This is a genomic window from Christiangramia forsetii KT0803 (assembly GCF_000060345.1).
Taxonomy (GTDB): domain Bacteria; phylum Bacteroidota; class Bacteroidia; order Flavobacteriales; family Flavobacteriaceae; genus Christiangramia; species Christiangramia forsetii.
Map to the genome: position 1 here is coordinate 1,956,028 of NC_008571.1, position 24,205 is coordinate 1,980,232.

The 24,205-nt window shown below is 36.3% G+C and carries 26 protein-coding genes and 1 other RNA gene; 12 read left to right on the plus strand and 15 right to left on the minus strand.

Annotation, left to right across the window (positions count from 1 at the left end):
* Nucleotides 1-6: 6 nt before the first annotated feature.
* On the plus strand, nt 7-729 hold the full coding sequence (locus GFO_RS08720) for a head GIN domain-containing protein (protein ID WP_011709736.1): 723 nt from the start codon (nt 7-9) through the stop codon (nt 727-729).
* A gap of 156 nt (nt 730-885) precedes the next feature.
* On the opposite strand, the gene GFO_RS08725 is transcribed toward GFO_RS08720, so the two are convergent.
* Nucleotides 886-2,211, minus strand: coding sequence for an MFS transporter (locus GFO_RS08725; protein ID WP_011709737.1), 1,326 nt, complete (start codon nt 2,209-2,211; stop codon nt 886-888).
* 61 nt (nt 2,212-2,272) lie between these two features.
* The gene (locus GFO_RS08730; protein ID WP_011709738.1) at nt 2,273-3,091 is read right to left on the minus strand and encodes a M48 family metallopeptidase; all 819 of its coding nucleotides are present in this window, start codon (nt 3,089-3,091) and stop codon (nt 2,273-2,275) included.
* 189 nt (nt 3,092-3,280) lie between these two features.
* On the opposite strand from GFO_RS08730, the gene GFO_RS08735 reads away from it, so the two are divergent.
* The 5 genes from GFO_RS08735 to lpdA all read left to right on the plus strand — a co-directional run bounded on the left by GFO_RS08735 (nt 3,281) and on the right by lpdA (nt 7,168).
* Nucleotides 3,281-4,159, plus strand: a complete 879-nt coding sequence (locus tag GFO_RS08735; protein ID WP_011709739.1) for an alpha/beta fold hydrolase — start codon at nt 3,281-3,283, stop codon at nt 4,157-4,159.
* Nucleotides 4,160-4,181: 22 nt separating this feature from the next.
* Entirely contained in the window at nt 4,182-4,670 is a 489-nt protein-coding gene (gene msrB, locus GFO_RS08740; RefSeq protein WP_011709740.1) for a peptide-methionine (R)-S-oxide reductase MsrB, read from the plus strand.
* Nucleotide 4,671: 1 nt separating this feature from the next.
* Complete coding sequence (gene msrB / locus GFO_RS08745; protein WP_041250067.1) at nt 4,672-5,064, plus strand: peptide-methionine (R)-S-oxide reductase MsrB; 393 nt, start codon at nt 4,672-4,674, stop codon at nt 5,062-5,064.
* A gap of 16 nt (nt 5,065-5,080) precedes the next feature.
* The gene (locus tag GFO_RS08750) at nt 5,081-5,623 is read left to right on the plus strand and encodes a hypothetical protein (RefSeq protein ID WP_011709742.1); all 543 of its coding nucleotides are present in this window, start codon (nt 5,081-5,083) and stop codon (nt 5,621-5,623) included.
* A 153-nt stretch (nt 5,624-5,776) separates the two neighbouring features.
* Nucleotides 5,777-7,168, plus strand: a complete 1,392-nt coding sequence (gene lpdA, locus GFO_RS08755; RefSeq protein ID WP_011709743.1) for a dihydrolipoyl dehydrogenase — start codon at nt 5,777-5,779, stop codon at nt 7,166-7,168.
* Between the two features lie 746 nt (nt 7,169-7,914).
* Here the strand turns inward: lpdA and GFO_RS08760 are convergent.
* The 6 genes from GFO_RS08760 to GFO_RS08785 all read right to left on the minus strand — a co-directional run bounded on the left by GFO_RS08760 (nt 7,915) and on the right by GFO_RS08785 (nt 12,016).
* Nucleotides 7,915-8,643, minus strand: a complete 729-nt coding sequence (locus GFO_RS08760; protein WP_041250316.1) for a Dph6-related ATP pyrophosphatase — start codon at nt 8,641-8,643, stop codon at nt 7,915-7,917.
* Nucleotides 8,636-9,064: a type II 3-dehydroquinate dehydratase gene (gene aroQ / locus GFO_RS08765; protein WP_011709745.1), complete on the minus strand. Its 429-nt coding sequence runs from the start codon at nt 9,062-9,064 to the stop codon at nt 8,636-8,638. Before aroQ ends, GFO_RS08760 begins: the two co-directional genes overlap by 8 nt.
* Before the next feature lie 54 nt (nt 9,065-9,118).
* The gene (locus GFO_RS08770; protein WP_011709746.1) at nt 9,119-9,643 is read right to left on the minus strand and encodes a hypothetical protein; all 525 of its coding nucleotides are present in this window, start codon (nt 9,641-9,643) and stop codon (nt 9,119-9,121) included.
* A gap of 410 nt (nt 9,644-10,053) precedes the next feature.
* Nucleotides 10,054-10,593 (minus strand): outer membrane beta-barrel protein, encoded by a 540-nt coding sequence (locus GFO_RS08775; RefSeq protein ID WP_011709748.1) that lies wholly within the window; start codon nt 10,591-10,593, stop codon nt 10,054-10,056.
* 135 nt (nt 10,594-10,728) lie between these two features.
* Complete coding sequence (locus GFO_RS08780) at nt 10,729-11,196, minus strand: hypothetical protein (protein WP_011709749.1); 468 nt, start codon at nt 11,194-11,196, stop codon at nt 10,729-10,731.
* 214 nt (nt 11,197-11,410) lie between these two features.
* Nucleotides 11,411-12,016, minus strand: a complete 606-nt coding sequence (locus GFO_RS08785) for a porin family protein (protein ID WP_041250068.1) — start codon at nt 12,014-12,016, stop codon at nt 11,411-11,413.
* A 114-nt stretch (nt 12,017-12,130) separates the two neighbouring features.
* Here GFO_RS08785 and xerD point away from each other — a divergent pair, with 114 nt between their 5' ends.
* Together xerD and GFO_RS08795 are read left to right on the plus strand one after the other, a co-directional pair.
* Nucleotides 12,131-13,027, plus strand: coding sequence for a site-specific tyrosine recombinase XerD (gene xerD, locus GFO_RS08790; protein ID WP_011709751.1), 897 nt, complete (start codon nt 12,131-12,133; stop codon nt 13,025-13,027).
* Between the two features lie 78 nt (nt 13,028-13,105).
* Nucleotides 13,106-14,053 (plus strand): aldo/keto reductase, encoded by a 948-nt coding sequence (locus tag GFO_RS08795; protein ID WP_011709752.1) that lies wholly within the window; start codon nt 13,106-13,108, stop codon nt 14,051-14,053.
* Nucleotides 14,054-14,677: 624 nt separating this feature from the next.
* On the opposite strand, the gene rny is transcribed toward GFO_RS08795, so the two are convergent.
* From rny to GFO_RS08810, 4 genes are all read right to left on the minus strand, one after another.
* The gene (gene rny, locus GFO_RS08800; RefSeq protein ID WP_011709753.1) at nt 14,678-16,240 is read right to left on the minus strand and encodes a ribonuclease Y; all 1,563 of its coding nucleotides are present in this window, start codon (nt 16,238-16,240) and stop codon (nt 14,678-14,680) included.
* Between the two features lie 52 nt (nt 16,241-16,292).
* Nucleotides 16,293-16,410, minus strand: a non-coding RNA gene (ssrS, locus tag GFO_RS17535) — 6S RNA.
* 51 nt (nt 16,411-16,461) lie between these two features.
* Complete coding sequence (locus GFO_RS08805) at nt 16,462-16,755, minus strand: cell division protein ZapA (protein ID WP_011709754.1); 294 nt, start codon at nt 16,753-16,755, stop codon at nt 16,462-16,464.
* A gap of 9 nt (nt 16,756-16,764) precedes the next feature.
* Nucleotides 16,765-17,055: a hypothetical protein gene (locus GFO_RS08810; RefSeq protein WP_011709755.1), complete on the minus strand. Its 291-nt coding sequence runs from the start codon at nt 17,053-17,055 to the stop codon at nt 16,765-16,767.
* Nucleotides 17,056-17,236: 181 nt separating this feature from the next.
* Between GFO_RS08810 and GFO_RS08815 the strand changes: the two genes are divergently transcribed.
* Nucleotides 17,237-18,925 carry a M23 family metallopeptidase gene (locus GFO_RS08815; RefSeq protein ID WP_011709756.1) on the plus strand — a complete coding sequence of 563 codons (1,689 nt, stop codon included), beginning with the start codon at nt 17,237-17,239 and terminating at the stop codon, nt 18,923-18,925.
* A 166-nt stretch (nt 18,926-19,091) separates the two neighbouring features.
* Here GFO_RS08815 and GFO_RS08820 read toward each other — a convergent pair whose 3' ends face one another.
* The gene (locus tag GFO_RS08820; RefSeq protein ID WP_011709757.1) at nt 19,092-20,240 is read right to left on the minus strand and encodes a cysteine desulfurase family protein; all 1,149 of its coding nucleotides are present in this window, start codon (nt 20,238-20,240) and stop codon (nt 19,092-19,094) included.
* An 87-nt stretch (nt 20,241-20,327) separates the two neighbouring features.
* Between GFO_RS08820 and GFO_RS08825 the strand changes: the two genes are divergently transcribed.
* On the plus strand, nt 20,328-21,323 hold the full coding sequence (locus GFO_RS08825) for a hypothetical protein (protein WP_011709758.1): 996 nt from the start codon (nt 20,328-20,330) through the stop codon (nt 21,321-21,323).
* Here the strand turns inward: GFO_RS08825 and GFO_RS08830 are convergent.
* Nucleotides 21,320-21,871 (minus strand): Smr/MutS family protein, encoded by a 552-nt coding sequence (locus tag GFO_RS08830; RefSeq protein WP_011709759.1) that lies wholly within the window; start codon nt 21,869-21,871, stop codon nt 21,320-21,322. The genes GFO_RS08825 and GFO_RS08830 overlap by 4 nt on opposite strands.
* A gap of 6 nt (nt 21,872-21,877) precedes the next feature.
* Nucleotides 21,878-22,072: a hypothetical protein gene (locus GFO_RS08835; RefSeq protein ID WP_011709760.1), complete on the minus strand. Its 195-nt coding sequence runs from the start codon at nt 22,070-22,072 to the stop codon at nt 21,878-21,880.
* 76 nt (nt 22,073-22,148) lie between these two features.
* Between GFO_RS08835 and GFO_RS08840 the strand changes: the two genes are divergently transcribed.
* Together GFO_RS08840 and GFO_RS08845 are read left to right on the plus strand one after the other, a co-directional pair.
* Nucleotides 22,149-23,903 (plus strand): T9SS type A sorting domain-containing protein, encoded by a 1,755-nt coding sequence (locus GFO_RS08840; protein ID WP_011709761.1) that lies wholly within the window; start codon nt 22,149-22,151, stop codon nt 23,901-23,903.
* Nucleotides 23,900-24,193: a DUF2752 domain-containing protein gene (locus GFO_RS08845; protein ID WP_011709762.1), complete on the plus strand. Its 294-nt coding sequence runs from the start codon at nt 23,900-23,902 to the stop codon at nt 24,191-24,193. Before GFO_RS08840 ends, GFO_RS08845 begins: the two co-directional genes overlap by 4 nt.
* Nucleotides 24,194-24,205 lie beyond the last annotated feature (12 nt).

Consider the following 24,205-nt stretch of genomic DNA (forward strand, 5'->3'; position numbering starts at 1 on the left):
AAAATTATGAAAAAATCAATTTTATTATTCGCGACTTCTCTATTATTTATGGCAACTGCCTGCGCACAATGGGGTGGTGAGAGAGTAAGAGGAAATGGTGATGTGGTCACTAAAGATAGAAATGTAGGCTCCTATGACGGAGTACAGCTTGTAGGCTCCATGAATGTAGAATTAGTTTCAGGAAGTGAAGGCACTTTAAAAATTCAGGCAGAAAGCAATCTACAGGAATATATTAAAACAGAAGTGAAAAATGGAAAACTTAGAATTTCCACGGAAGAAGGTTTTAACCTTAATCCAAAAGATGACATACTTATTACCGTACCTGTTGAAAATATAGAAGAAGTTTCTGTTACGGGTTCTGGTGATATCTGGACAAAAGACAGGCTAAAATCTTCAAACATGAAGGTACAGGTTACAGGCTCGGGAGATTTGAAGCTTGATTTGGAAGTTAAAGATCTTAAAGGAATGGTGACAGGATCTGGAGATGTAAAATTAAAAGGAAAAAGTCAGAATTTTGAATGTACCGTTACTGGCAGTGGAGACTTTGAAGCTTTCGAATTACAGGCTGAAAATGTAGAGGCCAAAGTATCAGGTTCAGGAGACATTATGGTAAATGCCAGCAATTCATTAAAAGCTTCTGTTTCTGGTTCTGGGGATATAGTATATAAAGGAAACCCTGCTAAACAGGATTTTAAAACCCATGGGTCTGGAAGTGTAACTTCCCATTAATAATTAAATAGTTTACAATGTTGAGAGGCTGTGTAAAAAGTTTAATTTTATGTCACTGCGAGGCACGAAGCAATCTGCAAATTAGTAATCATCAACTGGCAGACTGCTTCACTACGTTCGTAATGAGAGTTAAGCTTATTTTTCTCACCACCTCTTTTATTCCTTAATAATTCTTTTCGGCACTCTCATTAATAAGATCACACCCGCTATAAAGAACACAACTAAAAATAAGATTGCATTTCTTACACTTCCCGTACTTTGGGCTACATAACCATATAATGACATTCCGATTACTATTCCTATCTTTTCCGCTACATCATAAAAACTAAAATAACTGGCGGTATCCAAAGCATTTTCAGGCAACATTTTGGAATAAGTAGATCGCGAGAGTGACTGGATACCTCCCATTACAAGTCCTACAGAAGCCGCTGCAAAATAAAATTGAATAGGCGTTGTAATAAAATAAGCATAGCCGCAGATTGCGATCCATATTAAATTGATGAAAATAAGAGTTTTTATATCACCAAATTTTATGGCTAACCTTGACGTTAAAGTTGCACCCGCAACTGCTACCAATTGAATTAATAAAATACTAATAATAAGTCCCGTAGTTGGATCCTGATCTCCCCACTCCAACTCTTCGATCCCGAAATACGTGGCAACTAACATAATCGTCTGTACAGCCATACTATAGACAAAAAATGCTATGAGGTAGCGTTTTAAAGTTTTATTCTGCTCAATGGATTTCCAGATTCCCTTAAGCTCTTTAAATCCATTAAAAAGAACATCATTGGTAAGTTTAGCTTTCTTATTCCCTTTTGGCAAGTAGTAATAGGTGTACTGGCTAAAGCCGATCCACCAAACCCCTGTAAGAACAAATGAAAGTCTGGTAGGCAGGCCTTCATCTTCAAAACCAAACCACTCATATTTTAAAATCATTAGTAAGCATAAAATAAGTAAGACTACGCTCCCAATATAACCCAGGGAGAAGCCTTTGGCACTGGCTTTATCCTGTTGATCTGGAAAAGCGACATCGGGTAAATAAGAATTATAGAATACAAGGCTGGACCAGAATCCTATCAGCGCCAGAAAGTAACATAAAAGACCAAACCATAGATGATCAAGGCTAAACCAGAATAAGCCAATACACGAAATGGCTCCCAGGTAGCAAAAGAATTTTAAAAAATTCTTCTTGTTACCAATATAATCTGCAATACCAGACAAAAATGGACTCAAAAAGCTAACCACCAGGAATGCGCCTGCGGTTACATAACTTATAAGGGAATCGTTGTTAAAGTTTATGCCCAGGAAAGTAACAGTATCACTTATCTTATTTCCATCGCTATCTTTAATAATAGTGAGGGCTCCATAAAAAATAGGAAAGATCGCGGAAGAGATAACCAGGCTATAAACAGAATTGGCCCAGTCATAAAAAGCCCAGGCATGAATAAGCTTCTTACTTCCTTTTGGTAATTGCTTCATGCACTAAAAATAGAAAAAGCCACCGAATCTGGTGGCTTTTCAATCTTATTTTTAGAATATCTTATTTGAAACTGGTCGTTCCATATTTTTTGGCCTCCTCTATTGCTTCAGGAGCCCATTGTGTCAAGTTGTTAATTCTCGTCTGCGTAGAAGGGTGGGTACTTAAGAATTCTGGTGGAGCCTGCCCCCCATTAGCTTGCATTCTTCTCCATAATTCTGGAGCTTCACGAGGATCGTAACCTGCAATTGCCATCATACTAAGACCTATTCTATCTGCTTCAGATTCGTGACTTCTACTAAATGGAAGCATTACTCCAAGCTGAGAACCAAGGCCATAAGCCTGAGCAAAAATTTGTTGAGTGCTTTCACTTCTTCCACTTACTGCTACAGAACCTGCCACAGCACCAATCTGTTGCAATTGTGCCGCACTCATTCGTTGAGCCCCGTGGTCTGCAAGCGCGTGAGCAATCTCATGAGCCATAATTGTAGCCAATCCGTTAGTGTTCTTAGCTTCATCCAGGATTCCGGTATAGACAACTACCTTTCCACCCGGCATTGCAAATGCATTAGCCTGATCATCTTTTACCAGGTTAAATTCCCATTTAAAATCGCTCATAAAACCCTGGTAACCGTTAGCATTGAGATAGCGCTCGGCGGCCACCACAATATCTTCTCCAAGTTTCTTCACCATTCTTGAATCTTCAGTTCCGCGAACTACTTCGGCTTCATTCAAAAACTGGTTATATTGTTCAAAAGAAGAAGGGAACAATTGATCGTTAGATACAAAGTTAAGATTCTTCTCTCCTGTAAAGGGATTGGTCTTACATGCTACCACTAAGAGAAGCACACTTAACCATAAAAAAGTAATTCTAAATTTCATGATTTTTGGTTTTTAGTAACTTAAAAGTACAAAAGCAGTCTACTCGCTGCAGATGGTTTAAGTATGATTTAACACTAACTAATGTTTCAAAAACAATACCATTGTTGATATTTGCAGTATCTACAAGGCTTAAGAGGCTAGTTTTAGCTAATGTTATAAAAAATATAATAGACTTAGGAATTCTTAAATATGACCAAAAAAACAAAAGACAATATACCGGTTCAAAGGCTACTGGTACCTTCTTATATATTGGCGATCTCCACAATTCTAACAAAGATCTCTCCTTTTTTAGCAAGTAGATTTGCGGCAAAATTATTTCTCACTCCCTTTAAGTACAAATTACCGGGAAGAGAAAAAGAAATGGATTCTAATTCGGTTCAAAAGACGGTAATTGTGCCATCCATGAATCGTGAGATAGTTACTTATGAATACGGAGAAGGTGATAAGAAAATATTATTGGTTCATGGCTGGAGCGGAAGAGGAACACAACTCGCCAAAATAGCTGAAGCGTTAAAAGCTAAAGGCTATATGGTTATTAGTTTTGATGCACCAGCGCACGGAAAAGCTGATGGAAAAATGAGCATGATGCCATTTTTTATTAAAGCCGCTCATTATCTGGACGAGCAGCATGGTTCATTTGAAGCTGTCATCGGTCATTCTCTTGGCGGAATGGCTGCTTTGAAAGCAATAAGCGAAGGCTTAAAAACAAAGAAGCTGGTCATTATTGGAACCGCAAATAATATCACTGAAATCACCAGGCATTTTGCCGAAAATATGAAGATGAATCATAAGGTAGCTGCAAAGATGAAAGACTATCTGGATGCAAAATTTAATGAAGATATGGATACACTTTCCGGCGCTATTTCTGCGGAAAATGTAAAAATACCTACCCTGGTTATTCACGATGAAAAAGATGTAGATGTTAAAGTTAATTCGGCTTACGAAATACATGAAACACTGAAAAATAGCGAACTAATGATCACTTCAGGACAAGGACATAGACGTGTTTTAGGAAATCCTGAGGTTATTAACAAAATCACAACTTTTATCACGGCACAATCTTTGTAATTTTATTGGAAAGAAAAATTTTATGAAAAAGTTATTTTTATTCACTGTTCTCGCAACTTTTCTAATGAGCTGTAACGGGAATGCTCAAAAAACATCTAAAAAATCTTCAAAAGATTATGAAGTCAGCAAAACTGAATCTGAATGGAAAGAAGAGCTTACTTCAGAAGAATTTGATGTGTTAAGAAAAGCGGCAACAGAAAGACCATTTTCCAGCGAGCTCAACGATATTAAAAAGCCCGGTACTTTTGTATGTGCGGCATGTGGAAATGAACTCTATAAAACCGAACACAAATTTATGAGCGGTACCGGATGGCCGAGTTTTGATCGTCCTATTGAAGGTGGAGTGGCTTATGGTAGTGATTCAAAGTTGGGATACCAGAGAGACGAAGTACATTGTGCCAGATGTGGTGGTCACTTAGGTCATGTTTTTAATGATGGTCCAAAGGAAACTACCGGGAAAAGGCATTGTATTAACGGTATTGCAATGGACTTTAATCCTGAAAACGAATAAAATGAAAAAATATAAAGTAGAAAAATCCGAAGCAGAGTGGAAAAAAGAACTTTCTCCTGAACAGTTCAGAGTGCTTAGAGAGAAAGGTACAGAAGCTCCAAATTCCGGAAAATACAATCTGCATTTTGATGAAGGCGAATACAAGTGTGCGGCTTGCGGAGACAAACTTTTTGAAAGTAATTCTAAGTTTGAAAGTGGTTGTGGATGGCCTAGTTTTGATGATGCCATAGAAGGAAAAGTGGAGTATATCCAAGATAAAACCTTTGGAATGATACGTACGGAAATTCTCTGTTCAAACTGTGGTAGCCATCTTGGCCATATTTTTGATGATGGTCCTACAGATACAGGCCAGCGCTACTGTGTGAATTCGGCCAGTATAGAATTTAATAAATAACTAAATCTAATTTATCATGAAAAAATTTTTATCCCTTATAGTATTAACCAGTTTATTTTTTGTCTCATGTTCTTCAGACGGCGAACGAGGGCCACAAGGACCTGCGGGTGAAGATGGAATCGACGGCCTTGATGGACTTGGGTATACATACGAGCGTACAATTAATTTTGATTATTTTTCTGATGCCAATTTATATTCTCAATTAATCGAAATTCCAGATGATGTGGCAACATTCGAACCTGAATCTGATGCAGTTCTTGTTTATCGTCTGGAAATACTAGACGCCGACGATGGTGGAACTATTGATTCGTGGAGTCTAATCCCTCAAAATTTCTTTATTGGAGATGGGACCATTCAGTACGTGTACAATCATACAGTAAGTGATGTCGAAATAATTATAGATGGAAACTTCGATCTAAGTAATCTTAGCAGTGAATTTATTGATAATCAGACCTTCAGAATTGTAGTATTACCATCTGCCACTTTTGAAGCCAATGCAGATGTAGATTTCTCTAATTTTGGTGAAGTTCAGAAAAGATTCGATCTTGATATAAAATAGATTCATCTCGATCTACATATCTTAACCTTGCAAAGCCTGTATGTTTTAATACAGGCTTTTTTTTATGCCTTTCTCTCTACTTTCTAACTTTCAGTTTAGGGTTTAATTCCTTAAATTCGCAAACTCTATAACCAGATTCAAAATATTCCGAATATGAGTAAATATGATATTATAGTATTAGGTAGCGGCCCGGGTGGTTATGTAACTGCGATACGTGCTTCTCAATTAGGTTTTAAAACCGCAATTGTTGAAAAAGAAAGCCTTGGAGGTGTATGCCTTAACTGGGGATGTATCCCAACCAAAGCACTTCTTAAAAGTGCAGAGGTTTTTGATTACCTGAAGCATGCTGAAGATTATGGTTTAAAGCTTGAAAAAGCCGACAAAGACTTTGGAGCCGTAGTAAAAAGAAGCCGAGATGTAGCCGATGGAATGAGCAAAGGTGTTCAATTCCTTATGAAGAAGAACAAAATCGATGTTCTCGAAGGATTCGGAAAATTGAAATCAGGCAAAAAAGTAGAAGTTACTGACAGTAAAGATAAGAAAACAGAATACCAGGCAGATAATGTTATTATCGCAACCGGTGCTCGTTCAAGAGAATTACCAAATCTTAAGCAGGATGGTAAAACTGTAATTGGATATCGTGAGGCAATGACCCTGAAAAAACAACCTAAATCTATGATCGTGGTTGGTTCAGGAGCTATTGGAGTTGAGTTTGCTCATTTCTACAATGCTATGGGAACTGAAGTTACTGTGGTTGAATACCTTCCAAATGTGGTGCCTTTAGAAGATGAAGAGGTTTCTAAGCAATTTGAAAGAAGCATCAAAAAAGCTGGAATTAAGGTGATGACCAATTCTTCCGTAGAGAGCGTTGAAAAATCTGGCGGAAAAGTTAAAGCTAAGGTGAAAACCAAAAAAGGTGAAGAAACGCTTGAGGCTGATATTGTACTTTCTGCAGTAGGGATTAAATCAAATATTGAAAATATAGGTCTTGAAGATCTTAATATTAAGACTGAAAAAGATAAAATCGTTGTAAATGATTTCTACCAGACCAATGTTTCAGGAATTTATGCTATTGGAGATGTGGTTCATGGCCCTGCTTTAGCACACGTTGCTTCAGCTGAAGGTATTCTTTGTGTTGAAAAGATCAAGGGAATGGACGTAGAGCCATTAGACTACGGAAATATTCCTGGATGTACCTATGCGACTCCAGAGATCGCTTCAGTTGGAATGACTGAAAAGCAGGCAAAAGAAGCAGGTTACGAACTTAAGATTGGGAAATTCCCATTCTCAGCTTCAGGAAAGGCTAGTGCTTCCGGTAAAAAGGACGGATTCGTTAAAGTAATTTTCGACGCGAAATACGGCGAATGGTTAGGTTGCCATATGATTGGTGCCGGTGTAACCGATATGATCGCGGAAGCTGTCTTAGGCAGAAAACTGGAAACTACAGGCCACGAAGTATTAAAAGCTGTTCATCCTCACCCAACCATGAGTGAAGCCGTTATGGAAGCTGTTGCAGCTGCTTATGATGAAGTAATTCACTTGTAGTAGACGTTAGACGTTAGACGTTAGACGTTAGATAAAATTAAAAATCCTGCATTCAAAAGAGTGTGGGATTTTTAATTTTTTGTCATTTCGAGCTTAGGGAGAAATCTCTTCAAAATTGGATATTCATGGATTATATAAAAGAGTTCTGGAACTTGCTATGAGATTTCTCAGTCGGTTCTCTTCTTCGAGATGACAACTATTTAGATTAGCTCTTCGTCATCCTGAACTTGTTTCAGGATCTCATAGAATCATATTTTTTTGTTTTTTGTCATCCCGACGATAGGAGGAATCACTCGTGGGATTCTTCACTCCACTACGTTGCATTCTGAATCACAATCAACTTTTATTGTTATTTCAACCGTGGGGAGAAATCTCTTCAAAATTGGATTTTCATGGATTATATAAAAGAGTTCTGGAACTTGCTATGAGATTTCTCAGTCGCTATATGCCTTCGAAATGACAAACTATTTAGATCAACTCTTCGTCATCCTGAACTTGTTTCAGGATCTTATAGAATTGGATTTTTTTGTTTTTTGTCATCCTGACGATAGGAGGAATCTCTCGTGGTATTCTTCACTCCACTGCATTGCGTTCTGAAAGACAATCAACTTTTACAATCATCTCGACAGCAGGGAAGAATCTCTTTTGATTTTAGCTTAAATGAATGATTTAAAAAAGTACAAAACACTTTAACAAGATTTCTCAGTCGCTATACTCCTTCGAGATGACAATTTCAAAAATACACTCTAAAATTTCGGAATAAGATCACAAAAACAAAATTCGGTATCCCAGGATTTATCTTCGTCCTGAAAGCAATTATCATCATCATTTTCAGCAGGTTTATAAGATCTCTTTACCTTCTCCCCTATTTCAAATTCAACAGGCGAACTAAATATAGGCCCGTCAAAAACAAACGTATGAAACTCTCCATTTTCACCACAGGGATCTACATTTTCCGGTAGATCTGAAATAAAATCATGGTCTATAATTCTTCCGCAGAAAGATTCTTCCAAATATTTAGAATTAGTACAAACCACTATCGCTTTAAAACCAAGCTCTAAAAATTCTGATATTAGTTCTTTAGTATCCTTCTTCCATAAGGGAAACACAGGAGTTAATCCAATATTTTTTAACTGATCTTCCCGGTATTGTTTGAGGTCCTCTAAAAAGATATCTCCGAAAAGACTATGAGTAAAACCAGCATCTACCAAAGAATCTGTTGCTTTCTTCATTTTCAGATTATACTCTTCCATGCTAGTTTCAGCACTTAACTCAGAAATTTCAATAGGCAATCCTATTTTTTCTGCCTGTTTTAGCAAGAGCTCTTTTCTAACTCCATGCATGGTCACCCTTCCTACATCTTTATTTATTGTGGTAAGCAGTTTTTCAACCTTATATGCATTCTGCGCATTAGCATAATAAAGTGCAAGAGCTGAATCTTTACCACTGCTCCAGTTTAGATAAGCCTTATTCATCTTTATCATTTAAAAAACTCTGGATAGCAAGATCATAGCTTTGCAATCCAAAACCAACAATAATCCCTTTGGCAATTGGTGAAATGTAAGATTTGTGACGAAATTCTTCTCTGGAAAACGTGTTCGAGATATGAACTTCTACTACCGGAGTATCTATAGCTGCAACGGCATCTCCTATTCCAACAGAAGTATGTGTATACGCGGCAGCATTTAAAATTATTCCATCATAATCCTCGCGGGCATTCTGAATTTTATCTATTAGTTCTCCTTCAATATTAGTCTGATCATATGACAATTCAATATTTCTAAATCTAAATTGTAGCTTTGAGAAATAATCTTCAAAACTCTCTGTTCCATATTTCTTAGGCTCACGAGTACCCAGGAGATTGAGGTTTGGCCCGTTAAGTATTAGTAGCTTCATAATGTAAATGTAGCAAATTGTTAATCTTATTCATGAAATATGGGGAGACGAAAACTAAAATTTGGTTTTAAAGCTTAAACTTAGTGGTTGTATAGGTGTTAATTGAATAGGTTGAAAAGCATCATCGGGTGAAGTGTTATACAAACTCTGAAACGTTCTTCCTTCGATCTGGATTTTTTTGTTTACATCGTATCCTAATCCTGCATTCAATCCAAAATCATAAGATCTAAACCCATCAAATCTAGTAGAAATAATCGTCTGCTGTCCTCCCAGAATATAAACATCTGAATTCCCTATATAATATTTTAAGGTATGACCTATCTCAAACATTATCACATTAGGAGTGCTTATCTCAAAGGTTTCGGGACGTAGAAATAATCCGTTAGTAATATCTTCGAGATTATAGAGTCCGTTATATATTCCATTATTTAGATTCAAATTTCCATTTAGTTGAATGGAAGAAGCATCATATTTCTGGTATTTACCGGGAAAATTTAGAATACTATTATTTTCTGTTTCCTGCGAGATACCAGACAATATAAAAATCAGAGAAAAAAGAACTGTTAACCTAAAAGACATAAAAGCAGTTTTACTGAAATTATTAAATAATAAGATTTAAACGATCTACTTTAAAGATAAATTAACGTCCAGACATAAAAAAAACGTAGAACAACCTGCTTTTCTACAATCTAAACTTTAATCCTAACCGGAAGCCATTAAATGCTTTTTTATATTAATTCTCATTTAAATTTTAATGATTGGTATTCAGATTCTTTTTCCTGCGCCTGTGCACAAAGAGACAGAATGCTGAATAGTACAATTAAACTGATATTTTTTAGCAATTAAGATTAAGTCAGTCAGTTTAATAATTTAGAATTTCAGGTTTATATAAAACGTAATCTAATTATAGATATTATTCCTAAGCGTTATAAAATAAAAAAAGCGAAGCCTAATCGCTTCGCTTTTAAATGTATATAATTAATGCAATTTTAGAATTTATACCCGAGACCAATATTCAAGCTGTGATATTGTCCATTAATATCTTCATAGACCCCGTCCCTGTGTTTAGAAGGAATTCTATTTGTAATTTCATAGGAATATCTTCCGCTCACGAAAAAGTTTTCATTGATATCATATCCAACACCTCCGCTAAGATCAATTCCTACGGTATTCAAAAATCCAAAAGTATCTTCAAGCAGAAAAGTTACCTGTGGTCCAGCCTGGAAATAAACCTTAGATTGAGCCACATACAATTTGGCAAGTACCGGTACCATAAGAAAATTAGTCTCTTCAACATTTCCATAATTCACAGCTGCTTCCAGTCCGAAATTTTGAGATAACATTAATTCTCCAATTGCTCCAATATAAAAACCAGAAGCAGATTCTGACACATTAATTCTATCAACCTCATTTTCTACGGAGGCATTTATATTTAAATATCCGGCATTAGCACCAAAAGAGAATTCCTGAGAATTGGCATTGATTGATAAAACAGCAAACATTAATAATAGTAAAGATCTTTTAAACATATTGATTCGATTTATTTGATTGAAGCGGCAAACATACTATAAAACTTCAGTTTTTGGAAGAAAAACAAACTAACTTTTAAGCATAAAAAAAGCGAGAAAATTCATTCTCGCTTTAAACTTCAAAAAATATCTAATTTAAAGTCCGAATTCGACTCCTAAATTTATTGAACTCCAACTACCGCCATCTACACTTACTCCCGAATATGAAGTTATCAAGCCTACAAGTCCAAAATCGTAACCTACCTGAGGCCGATAGTAAAACCCTCCATCAAGTCCATCTGTGATACCAATTCCGTAACCAAGGTCTGCTCCCAGAAAGAAAGAATCTGTTAGTCCATAACGTCCAGCAGCAGCCACTGGTAAAAACTGTCCGTTGTCAATAAAATCAGATTCTTCAGGGAAAAAATTCATATAGCCTATCATAGGTCCAATGCTAAGCCTATCTGCTACCTCGAACATATAAGCTACATCAGCTCCAACCTGGAGATTATAAAAATCTGAAACATCTCCCGTTGGAATCCCAACATTTATTCCAGCTTTAAAACCTTGGCCGTACGAAAACGAAGACATTATTAATGCCCCAATGATCAATAATTTTCTCATAATGAAATTTTTAGGTTGTTAATTATCAACTAAATATATTAAAAAAGTTTCCTATGTTAAAAATTTCTAGAGAGACAGGGGAAAAATCCCCTATGAGATTAAATATTATGATTGATACCTGATTTTCAAAAATTTAAATAAATATTTAATTATAAGGCATAAAAAAAGCGAAGAATAATTCTCCGCTTTTTAATCATTATAGATGACTTATTTCTTAAAACTGGTATCCAATACCTGCCTGCCATACTGAGTTATGCGCATCAGAGCCTTCAAAGACTTCTGTAAATCCATAAGTATATCTACCCTGGATAAAGAAACCATTATTCAGTTTGTACTCTAAACCAGCAGCACCTCCGAATTCAAAATCATTAACGAGACCATCAAGCTCTACATCTCCCCCATTTTCGGTTGGAGAGTAATCAATTTCTTCGTTTACATTGAAATTAAAAGAAGGTCCAGCCTGCACGCTTAAACCATCCAAAACATAAATTTTAGCTAACACAGGAACCTGAATATAATCCAGTTGATATTCAATATTATCGTCTGTATCAAAAATGTTATCTTCATCTATGGAAGCAAAATCATATCCCTGGGCAGAATACAATACCTCAGGCTGAATAGAAACCCTATTTGCCACCGGAATTTCAGCTAATAGACCAAAATTCAACCCTGTTCTTGAACTTGGATTATCAAAATAATCTCCGGTCACGGTAGAAAAATTTAAACCACCTTTAATACCAAAATTCCATGACTCCTGCGCGCTGGCACTAATTGTACCTCCAAAGATTGCAATAGCAATTACTAAAAACGTCTTCTTCATAATTATTATTTTTATTATTTCTGCGGCAAATGTAGGTGTCATCTTGTTAAAAAAACCTTAGCTAAACCTAAAGTATTATTAAGACTGATAGCCTCCAATTCTTATCTTTAACACATGAAATGGCAAAATGCGCTAAAAGACTATCAGTACTATCTAAAGCTTGAACGCGGACTTTCAGAGAACTCCATCGCAAACTATAGTTTGGATGTGATTAAACTGATTAATTATTTAGATGTTAATGAAATTCAGATTAGTCCAGATAAAATTTCAGAAAAATGGATTCAGGAATTTATTTACAGTGTTTCAAAAGATCTAAATGCCCGGTCTCAATCCCGTTTAATTTCAGGTCTAAGAAGTTTTTTTAGTTATCTCCTATTTGAGGATTATAGAAAAGATAATCCCTTGGATTTAATGGAGTCTCCAAAGATTGGAAGGAAGTTACCAGACACCATTTCAATTGCCGAAGTAGATAAAATAATCGCGGCCATAGATTTAAGTAAAAATGAAGGTGAGCGAAATAGGGCAATTATTGAAACCCTTTATGGTTGTGGTTTAAGAGTTTCAGAATTGACAGATCTCAAAATATCGGATCTCTTCTTTAAAGAGGGATTTATTAAAGTTACCGGAAAAGGAGATAAGCAGCGTTTTGTTCCAATTTCAGAATACACCGTAAAATTCATCAATCTCTATAAAGATCAGGTTAGAAATCACCAGGACATCAAACCCGAAGCAACCGATACGCTGTTTCTGAATCGTAGAGGGAACAAGCTAACTCGTGCAATGATATTTACCATTGTAAAAAAGCTGACTGAAGTTGCCGGCATTAGTAAAAAAGTGAGTCCGCATACTTTTAGACATTCTTTTGCTACCCATCTCTTAGAAAATGGAGCCGATCTTAGGGCGATACAACAAATGCTAGGTCATGAAAGCATTACTACTACCGAAGTTTATGTTCATGTGGATAGATCGCATCTAAGACAGGTTATGGAGCAGTTTCATCCCAGGAAATAGAATATTAAAATTCTGCTAAACCAACTGCATTCTTTTTACCACGGCATTTGAATGCTTAAATTCATGAAAAATTGAATTATGAAGCAACTAAAATTTAAAAATGGCGACACTATGGACGCCATAGGTCTTGGAACCTGGAAATCTGAAAAAGGAAAAGTAACCGAAGCAGTTAAAATCGCTCTGAATAATGGTTACAAACATATAGATTGCGCTGCAACCTATGGAAATGAGGCTGAAGTTGGAGAGGCCTTTTCAGAAGTATTTAAAAATGGAAAGGTAAAAAGAGAAGATATCTGGGTTACATCCAAACTCTGGAACAATGCTCATAAAAAAGAGGATGTAATTCCTGCTTTAAAACAAACACTTAAAGATCTAGAGCTGGATTACCTCGATTTATATCTAATACACTGGCCGGTGGCTTTTAAACCAGATGTGGGATTTCCAGAGAAAGCTGATGATTTTTTATCGCTGGAAGAAGCTCCAATAATAGAAACCTGGAATGAAATGCTAAAAGCTAAAGAACAGGGATTAGTAAAACATATAGGAGTTTCAAATTTCAGTATTGAAAAACTAAAAGATTTAATGGCAGAAACAGATCATACTCCTGAAATGAACCAGGTAGAACTTCATCCTTATTTACAGCAAAATAAATTATTGGAATTCTGCAGTAAGAATGGCATCAATGTAACAGCTTATTCTCCTCTGGGAAGTGGTGACCGGCCTGATGAAATGAAAGCGGCAGATGAACCTTCACTTCTGGAGAATCCGGTGATCAACAAAATTGCCAAAAAGCATGGTGCTTCCCCGGGACAAATTCTTATTAAATGGAGCGAGCAGCGAGGAACCGGTGTTATTCCTAAATCTACCAATGAAGGTAGAATCAAGGAAAATTTGATGAGTACAGGTTTTCAGCTAGAGGAAGATGATCTAAAAGAGATTGCAGACCTGGATTATCATTTTAGATATGTTACGGGAAAATTCTTCGAAATGGAAGGAAACTCTTATGAGAATATTTATAATGACTAGTATTGAACCCCGCAATTCATTTTAGGAAAATTCTAGGGCTGTCATTTCGAAGAAGTAAAGCGACTGAGAAATCTCTTTGTTAATCACCAGATTTCTCCCTCCACTACTTTCCGGTTCGAAATGAATGGAAGGACAATTTAAACTATTTAAAGTAATACGTCTTCCTGAGACCTGAGATAAGAATTTTTATCCAGCGTTGGAAATTGACATTTTTTGAAGATGCTTGTTCATTTTTTCCATGGATGAAAAAACGAACCAAAAAAATCTAGGCTTACGAAACTTTATCTAAGTTTATCGTTCAGCACCTAAATTTTAGGAACTCGCTATTGAGATTCAATTGTAAAGAAAAGTTTGATTAGCTCAAACACCCTAAAATTTCACGGTGCTTTCACTTCAAATTTTACGGTAAACTTTCGATAGGCCGGGAATTTAAGAGTAGTTGCAATTAGCTGTGTCGCTTCTTAATTAGCAATTTTAAAAAATACGTCAATGCTAATTTATTTCAGGATCTAATCTATAAAAAAAGGGAAGCTGAAACGAGTTTAGCTTGACGATTGCAAAATTTATAAAATAAAAAGCCCGTTCAAATTGAACGGGCTTTTTAAAATTTATATAAAAAAATACTTACTTCGCTACATTTACAGCTCTGGTCTCACGAATTACCGTGATTTTCACCTGACCTGGATACGTCATGTCTGTCTGGATCTTCTGAGAGATTTCAAAAGAAAGGTTAGATGCTTTTTCATCAGAAACCTTCTCACTTTCCACGATCACTCTTAATTCTCTACCCGCCTGGATCGCATAAGCCTTTTTGACGCCACCAAATCCAAAGGCAATCTCTTCAAGATCTTTTAATCGCTGGATATAAGAATCCAATACCTGTCTTCTCGCTCCCGGTCTCGCTCCGCTAATCGCATCACATACCTGAACGATTGGAGACAATAATGAATTCATCTCTATTTCGTCGTGGTGAGCTCCAATAGCATTACATACTTCCGGTTTCTCTCCATGCTTCTCTGCCCATTGCATCCCTAAAATTGCGTGAGGTACTTCTGTTTCAGTTTCCGGTACTTTTCCAATATCATGCAGTAATCCGGCACGTTTTGCAAGTTTAGGATTTAGACCTAATTCCGCTGCCATCACACCACAAAGTTTTGCAACTTCCCTGGAGTGCTGTAGCAAGTTCTGACCATAAGAAGAACGATATTTCATTCTACCAACCATCTTGATCAATTCTGGCTGCAAACCATGAATTCCAAGATCGATCACTGTTCTCTTCCCTATATCAATAATTTCTTCTTCAATTTGCTTTCTGGTTTTCTTCACCACTTCTTCAATACGTGCAGGGTGAATTCGCCCATCTGTTACCAGTTTATGAAGTGATAACCTCGCAACCTCTCTTCGTACCGAATCAAAACAACTAAGGATAATAGCTTCTGGAGTATCATCAACAATGATCTCTACTCCCGTAGCTGCTTCCAGCGCACGAATATTTCTACCCTCACGACCAATGATCCTACCTTTTACATCATCGCTCTCCAGGTTAAATACGGAAACGCAGTTTTCAATCGCTTCCTCCGTACCTATTCTCTGAATCGTGTTGATAATGATCTTACGGGCTTCCTGCTGCGCGGTAAGTTTAGCTTCTTCTACTGTATCCTGAATAATGGACATCGCATCAGCCTTTGCTGTATCTTTTAAAGATTCTATAAGCTGTGCTTTAGCATCTTCAGCAGAAAGACCAGAGATTACTTCTAATTGCTGAACCTTACTGTTGTGAAGCTTATCTATATCTTCCTGTTTTTTCTCCAGAAAATCTAATCTATGGTCATAATCGGCTACCTTTTCTTCAAGGTCCTTATTAAGTTTTTTGTTCTTCCCTAATTCATTAGAAACGTGAGATTCCTTATCCTTGATCCTTTTTTCAGCATCATTGATCTTCTTGTCGCGGGAAAGAATCACCTTCTCATGTTCCGACTTTAATTCAATGAATTTCTCCTTCGCCTGAAGAATTTTATCCTTTTTAATACTTTCACCTTCCGCTTTCGCCTCTTTTAGAATACTGCCAGCTTCTTTTTTAGCACTGGCAATTGTACCAGAAGCCTGTTTCTTTTCCAGCATTTTTGCGATTGCAAAACCCAGCGCCAGACCTACTACTGCGGCTATAACTATTATTAGTATTTCCATTCGTTTTTGTTTATATATAAAAAAAAAGCCTGTATTAGTCAGGTTTTGTTATAAACTCCTTTAAATCAAGTTTAGGATTAACAAGTTGATCAAGAATCCGCTCTCCCACGAAGGGACACGGCCCGCTTTTACAACTTAGACTCATCCTTTTTAAAAGAATCGTGTTGAGTTTATCAAAAAAGCACTAATACAGGCAGTAACCTTATTATTATTTAAAGAACTTAAGAGGTTAAATGTTGTTGCAGCAATTCGTTAAGTGACCTTAACTTCTCTTCTGCTTCAATCATTTCGCTCGAATTATCAATATCCTTTTGCTCAGTTTGGGCGGCGAACTGCAATGCACACATTGCAAGAACATCCTGTTTATCCCTAACCGCATAGCTTTGCTCAAATTGTTTAATCATAGCCTCGATCTTTTTTGCCGCCTTACGCAAACCTTCTTCCTGACTGGGTTGAATGGTTAGCGGATATACACGGTCTGCAATCGATATTTTAATTTTCAGTTTATCTCCCATGACGTAAACTTATTCAGATAACTGGACTATACACTGATCAATTTCTCTAATTAAACTATTTATTTTAAGCTTCGTTTCTCTTTTATGGTCGGTACTGCCAAGCATCGCGTTCGCAGCTTTTAAAGTCTGAACCTGTTCCTGAGAGGTCTGTAAATCACCCTCCAGTTTTTCGTATCCAACTTTCACAGAAGTCAATTCTTCCTGAAGAGAATCATTCGCCTGTTTCATAACATCATATTTATGAAGAAGCTTGCTGATTCTATTCTCAAGGTTATCAACTATTTCTGTAATTTCACTCATAAGCGCTAAAACCGATGTGAACCCCTACAAAGTTAACATACACTTTGAAATATCCCAATACTTTTTCAGCTGTTTTGAAATAATAATCAACAATGTAGATAATTCTCTCTTATTAAGCACTTTATTATCTATATAAGTTTGATTAACTTTACCCAGGTTTAATTGAATTTACCCCAGATTTATGAAGAGCGCTACAAGCCTGCTATTTTTAGTACTATTTTCTACATTACAAGCACAGAACAACCTTCCTCAGGATTATTTCCAAAATCCGCTAGACATCCCTATTGTCCTGGCGGGAACATTTGGTGAATTACGATCTAACCATTTTCATAGTGGTTTAGATATTAAAACGCAGCAACGGGAAGGTCTGGAAGTTAGAGCATCAGCTGCAGGATATGTAAGCCGTATTAATATTCAGCATTATGGCTACGGAAAAGCCCTGTACATACAACATTCAAATGGATACACCACTGTTTACGGACATTTACAGAAGCTTGCGCCTAAAATCAAAGAATATTTACGAAAACAGCAATACGCAAAAGAATCTTATGAAATAGAACTTTTTCCTGAAGCCGGTGAGTTGGCTGTGGAACAGGGAGAATTAATTGCGTACAGTGGAAATACCGGGGGTAGCGGCGGACCTCATTTGCATTTCGAAATACGCGATGGCAGTCAGCGGCCAATGAATGCCCAGATGTTTGGATTGGAAGTTCCCGATAGTCGTAAACCTTTGATTCAGGGTATTTTTGCATATCCATTAGGAGATGACGCGCATGTTAACAATTCTCAGGAACGTCAAAAATTAAATCTAATTCCGCTAAACGATGGCACCTACACTGTAAATCAGGTTGAAGCTTGTGGTGAAATAGGCTTCGGTATATCTACTGTAGATCAGTTAGATGGTGCTTACAACCATAATGGCGTTTATAGAATTGAAGCTACACTTAATGGAGATCTGGTCTTTGAAATTGACTTTGATAAATTTTCTTTTGCTGAAACAAGACATTTAAATCAGCTTATAGATTATGAATATTACGCAAACAATAGAAACCGCGTTCAAAGACTTTATAGAACGCCCAATAACCCATTAAGTATTTATGGAAATCTTTCTTCTGAAGGGAAACTGAATGTAAAAGACAGCCTGGATTATCAATATACCATTAGAGTAACCGATTTTAAAGGGAATGAAAAATTGGTTAGAATCCCCATCAAAGGCCAAATTAGTGATCAAATTCAGAAAAAGGAAAAACTGGAAACCGAATATTTTGCCAGTAACGCTAAAGGACTTTCAGCCAAAGGTGAAAAAATAGATGTTTATATTCCCGGCGGAAGTCTTTATGACGATGCTTACTTAGATATCAGTTTTTCAGAGGAAGCGGTAAAAGTGCATAAAGATGAAATTCCACTTCACAAGAATTTTACTATTGGCTTTGATGTAAGTAATTATTCTGAAGAAGAAAAAAATAAACTATTTATCGCGAGGATCTCAGATAATGGGAGACCAAGTTATTCTACTACCTATAAAAAAGGAAATAGATTCACTACCGGCACCAGAACTTTTGGAAAGTATACTTTAGCCAGGGATACCACGGCTCCAAGAGTTAGCCCGGTTAATTTCTATGATGGTCAATGGATTTCAGGAAATGAGACTTTAAAAGTTAAAATTTCAGATGATCTTTCTGGTATTGATGCATTTAGAGCAACGGTAAACGGAAAATTTATCCTGATGGAATACGAATATAAGAACAATAGCCTTACGCATTATTTTTCTGACAATGTTCTAACAGAAACTGAAAATGATTTGAAGGTGATCGTTACCGATAACGTTGGAAATACAACCACCTATACCTCGAAATTTTTCAGAAAATAGACTTTGGTAAGTCACCCTGAACTTGTTTCAGGGTCTCCTTCCAATGGAATATGTAACTAACAGATTCTGAAATAAATTCAGAATGACGGTTAATTATTATTTATAAGTAACAAAAAAGCTGAACCCGATGGTTCAGCTTTTTTGTTATCTTTAGAGTGAAGTTTAATTAACCTTCAATAAACTCTTTTAAAGTTTTTACCACATAATCTATCTCATCTTTCGTATTAAAACTTGAAAATGAGAATCTAAGGGAAGGTTTTTTAAGGTCTTCTTCGCAACAAAAAGCATTTAATACGTGAGATCCTTTGTCACTTCCACTCTGGCAGGCACTGCCCTTAGAGCACGCAATTCCTTTAAGATCCAGCTGGAATAATAGCATTAGTGCCTTTTCCTGGCTTAATGGAAGACAAACATTGATTAAAGTATAGGTGCTTTTATCAAAATTCTCACATTCCCCATTGAATTTTACTCCCTGAATTTCCTTTTTAAGGCTTTCTATAAAATGTTTTTTTAGAGATAGTGTATATTCCATTTCTTCTTGCAGGTTCTCATAAGCAAGTTTTAAGGACTCCTCCAGCCCCACAATATTATGGACACCTTCGGTTCCTGCACGATGGCCCCGCTCCTGCTCTCCACCAAAAATTAGCGGTTTTAAACCTGAATTTCTTCGTATAAATGCAAAGCCCACCCCTTTAGGTCCATGAAATTTATGAGCACTTACGGCAGTAAAATCTACCGGAATATCATTTAGATCCAGGTTATAATGTCCTATAGATTGAACGGTATCTGAATGGAATAATGCGTTGTGAGATTTTACCAGTTCCGCAGTTTTTTTAAGATCCAGTTTATTACCAATCTCATTATTTACATGCATCAAACTTACTAATGTCTTTTTATCTGAAGCCTTTAATCGGTTTTCTAGATCTGAAAGATCAACATTTCCTTTAGAATCCAGATTCACATATTCCACCTCGATCTCAAAACACTCTTTAAGTTGATCTACAGTATAAAGTACTGCATGATGTTCAATTTTGGAGGTAATAATTCTTTCGACACCAAGGTCACGAACCGCAGAATTCAAAGTCAGGTTATCGGCTTCAGTTCCGCCGGAAGTAAAAACGATCTCAGAGGCTTTTACATTTAAAATACCTGCAACCGTTTTCCTGGCCTGTTCAACTAAAGATTTTGACGACCTTCCAAAGCTATGGGTAGACGAAGGGTTACCGTAATTTTCTTTTAAAACGCGGGCCATTTTATCGACCACTTCCTCCCGTAACTGGGTAGTAGCTGCTGAATCAAAATACACATTTTCCATGGTCGCAAAATTAACGGAAATAAAATAATTTCCTACTTCTCTTCCTTATAAGTTTGATTCCTTTATTTTTGTGGAAAAAGCATCTTTATGAGACGTTTATTCTTTAGCATTTTTTCCCTGGCGCTTCTAAGTGCTTGTGATGATGGAGAGATCATCGTTACTAGTTTTGATTTTGAAGACAGTAGCGTTCAATTCTGTGAGGGGCCTAATAAAAATGTATTTTATTCGGTAAACAATAATGATGTTTTTGAATCTATTTCCCTGGAATTTAGAAAAAACTTGGTATCCTTAGATGAAGAAGGTAACCTGGAGCCGCCAGAAGAAGATGAAGGAATAAGTTTTGACTTAACCGGTGATAGTAGTACAGACAACAGAATAGTCTATAGAATATTCAATTCTGAAGTCCCCAGCGATTATTTCTGCAATGTGGTTCCGCCTAAAGAACCAGCGGTAGTAGAAGAATGGATAAGTGGGACCGGGGCTACTGTATTTATAACAACAAGTTTTGGAGATGAATCGCCCAATGTTGATGTAGATGGAGATGGATTGAATAATATTGACGAAGGTTGGGATCCTGATGGAATAGACCATTTAGATACAGACGAAGATGGAATACCAGATTACCTGGATGTAGATGATGATGGTGATAATATAGAAACTAGAAGAGAAAGGGAAACTGAACCTGCGGATGAAGATGGAATTCCCAATTATCTCGATAATGATGATGATGATGATGGTGTTCTTACCAGATTTGAAGTTCAGGAAGGTAATGAAGATAATCCTACACTATTCCAAACGGCTGAAGGAATTTCAAATTATTTGAATGCTGCACAAACAGCAGAACTCCAACATGATGTATATATAGATCATGATATTACAAGAAGCTATGGCTATAGAATTATCGTGGAAGACCTTAAATTCACAAAACAAGACGGTTCAGGAGAGTCCATTCAATATCAATCATACGATTTTGGAAACTATAGTGAATCAGGAATAAACATTATTCTATGTCCTTCCCAGGACACGAATTGCGGAGATACTCCAGATGAGACAGATCCCGATGAAACTGAAGAAACAAATTAAGGATTCTGCAAAATATAAACTTCAGTAGCACCTAAACCATATTTCTGATAGTCAGCATCGTAATATTTCACATTGGAATATCTACCAAGTAAATATTCCAGTTCCATTTTGAGCACCCCCTCGCCTTTACCATGAATAAAAACAATCTTCTGGATTCTTTTTTTCATAGCAAATTCCAGTTTATGCCTGGCGGTATCCAATTGTAAGTTGAGCATCTCATGATTAGACATGCTTCTAGATGACCTTACTAATTGGTTTATATGAAGATCCACCTCCATGGGGGGAGCATTCCTCTCTTTTGGCTTTATTCGGTTAGAAGCAGGTTTTTTTGTCGGTGCTTTTTCTTTTAATATTTCTTCAAAGTCAAAATCTTCCATTGCGATATCATCAATATCACTCTTAATTTTCACTAAATCATCTGCAGGTAATTGCATGATGAAACCATCTTCAGTTTTGATTTCTACCTGTTCACCATCTATATGCTGAACAGTTCCACTTAAATCATCATCTAATAATTCTACAATATCTCCAGGCTTTAGATCTCTCATGGCTCCTTAATTTTCATTTTCATTCTCGTGATCATCTTTAGTAGCCACCCAGTAATTTGTAGCCCGGTACAAGCCCAGCATTATAATAATTAAACCTATTATTTTAAAATACGGATTTGCATTTTCAGCTGCGATTGTGTAAATAAGAAGCGCTCCACCAATTACAATAAGAGCGGTATTAATTATTTGTGAATTGTTCATTTTCAGTAAGTTAAAAAATTTCGGTTGGTAATTTGCAAAGTTTTATTTATTACATTTATGCAAATTTATAGCTTTCATGAAGCTTACCATTCTTTTTCTCTTCATTTTTAGTACAACTGTCCTAAAAGCCCAGTTATATATTGCTCCTTCAGAAAAGTCTGATAGCTATATGTATGCAAAAGATCGGCTGATATTTGTCCAGAACGAGATTCATCTCATTAAAAATAATAAAAATGAAACCGGAGCCAGTTTATATCTTCGGAAAGGTTCACAATTGCTTCAGGGTGACAAACCAGCTAATATAAATACCGGAAGTGGTGATATTGCTGTAGTTCAGCAAGGAACTTCTAATGCATTTGATTATAATTACTGGGGACTTCCCGTGGTGGGATTCGCCGGAAAAAATCAATTGAATGATTATTTATACGATCCCCTTTCAAATACCGAAAGCAAAAAAGCTAAACTAACCACGGGATTAGAAGGCTATAGCGACCCGTTAAGTATTTCCGGCAGATGGATTTATACCTATTCAGGAGCAAACTATTCCGACTGGCAATACGTTGGAGAGCATTTTGATCTTCTTCCCGGTGAAGGCTTTAGTATGAAAGGCGTAAACGGTAGTAATTCTAATTTAATCGAAGGAGAAAAGATAAATCCCGGGAGCGCTCAAATGTATGATTTCAGAGGTCTTCCTAATGACGGGAAAATAGAACTTCCTGTTAAAAAAGATCAGGTATTACTTGTTGGTAATCCGTATCCGTCCTCCTTAGATCTTGAGAAATTTCTATTTGAAAATATTTCAACCACGGGTATCGCATATTTTTGGGATTCTAAGAAAAATGGCAACTCACACTATCTTTCAGATTACGAAGGTGGCTACGGAACTTATTCTCCGGGAGCCGGTATTTATATTCCGGCGATTTTTAAACGATATAGTGACGAAAGCGAAACCGGCGAAATTGGGGAGTCTTATCCCAGAAAGCGGATGCCCATAGCACAGGGTTTTATGATCATTGGAAAAAATGAAGGGGTTGTTCATTTTCAGAATTCTCAAAGAATGTATCAAAAAGAAATTGAGGGAGTCTCCAATTTCAAATCTTTAGAACCTGCAAATCCATCTGTTATTTTTAACATTGAGATAGATTCTATGTATGTAAGACAACTTGCACTTTCTTTTAATAATCTTTCCACAGTTAATGAAGATCACGGGATGGATGCAAGAAAAATGGATAGATTCTCAGAGGATATCAGCTGGTCAATTTCCGAAGAACCTTTTCTAATCAATGTTAGGCCGAAGGTGGATCAGGAATTAATTCCGCTTAAGATCAACCTAAAAAAAGATACCAGTTTGAAATTTTCAGCGGCTAAATTCAATAATTTCAATCCAGACCGTTTGTTTGTATATGACGCACAGGATGATCTTTATTTTGGTATCACCACGGGCTATTTTAAAATGAGCTTGCCTGCAGGTGATTATAACGATAGATTTTTTATAAGTTTTATAGAGCAACTGCCTGCAGAAGACACCACAACAGATTCTATTGCACCTGTAGCTGATCTAAAAAAGCTCCCTAATATTTTATTGAATACCATTGATATATTTCAAAATAACTCATTAGAACAGCTGGAAACAAAGGTTTTGTACAATGCCGAATTAAAGAATTTAAAATTATTTGATCTCCACGGAAAATTAATTCTAAACAAAAATTTTATTGCTAAAGAGAAAGAATTTAATTTTTCGACCGGAAATTTGAGCAATGCTATTTATATTGTAAAGGTAATTACTAATGATAACAAAGAGTTGACTAAAAAAATTAGTATCAGGAATTGAATAATTTAGAACAATACATGCTTCCCTGTCTCAATAAAACTGTGTTGGGTGTAGAGTGTACTGGTTGTGGGGGACAGCGTGCAGCTTTACTCCTCTTTCAGGGAGAATTTAAAGAAGCATTTGTTATGTATCCGGCTATTTATAGCCTGGTGGTATTGTTCGGATTTCTGATTATTAATCTTTTTATTAAATTTAAATATGATTACAACATCAAAATAGGTCTTATTATTTTTAATGCTGTTATCATTGCTGGAGCATATATTATCAAAATGATTAATACATTCAACTAACCAACCAAAATT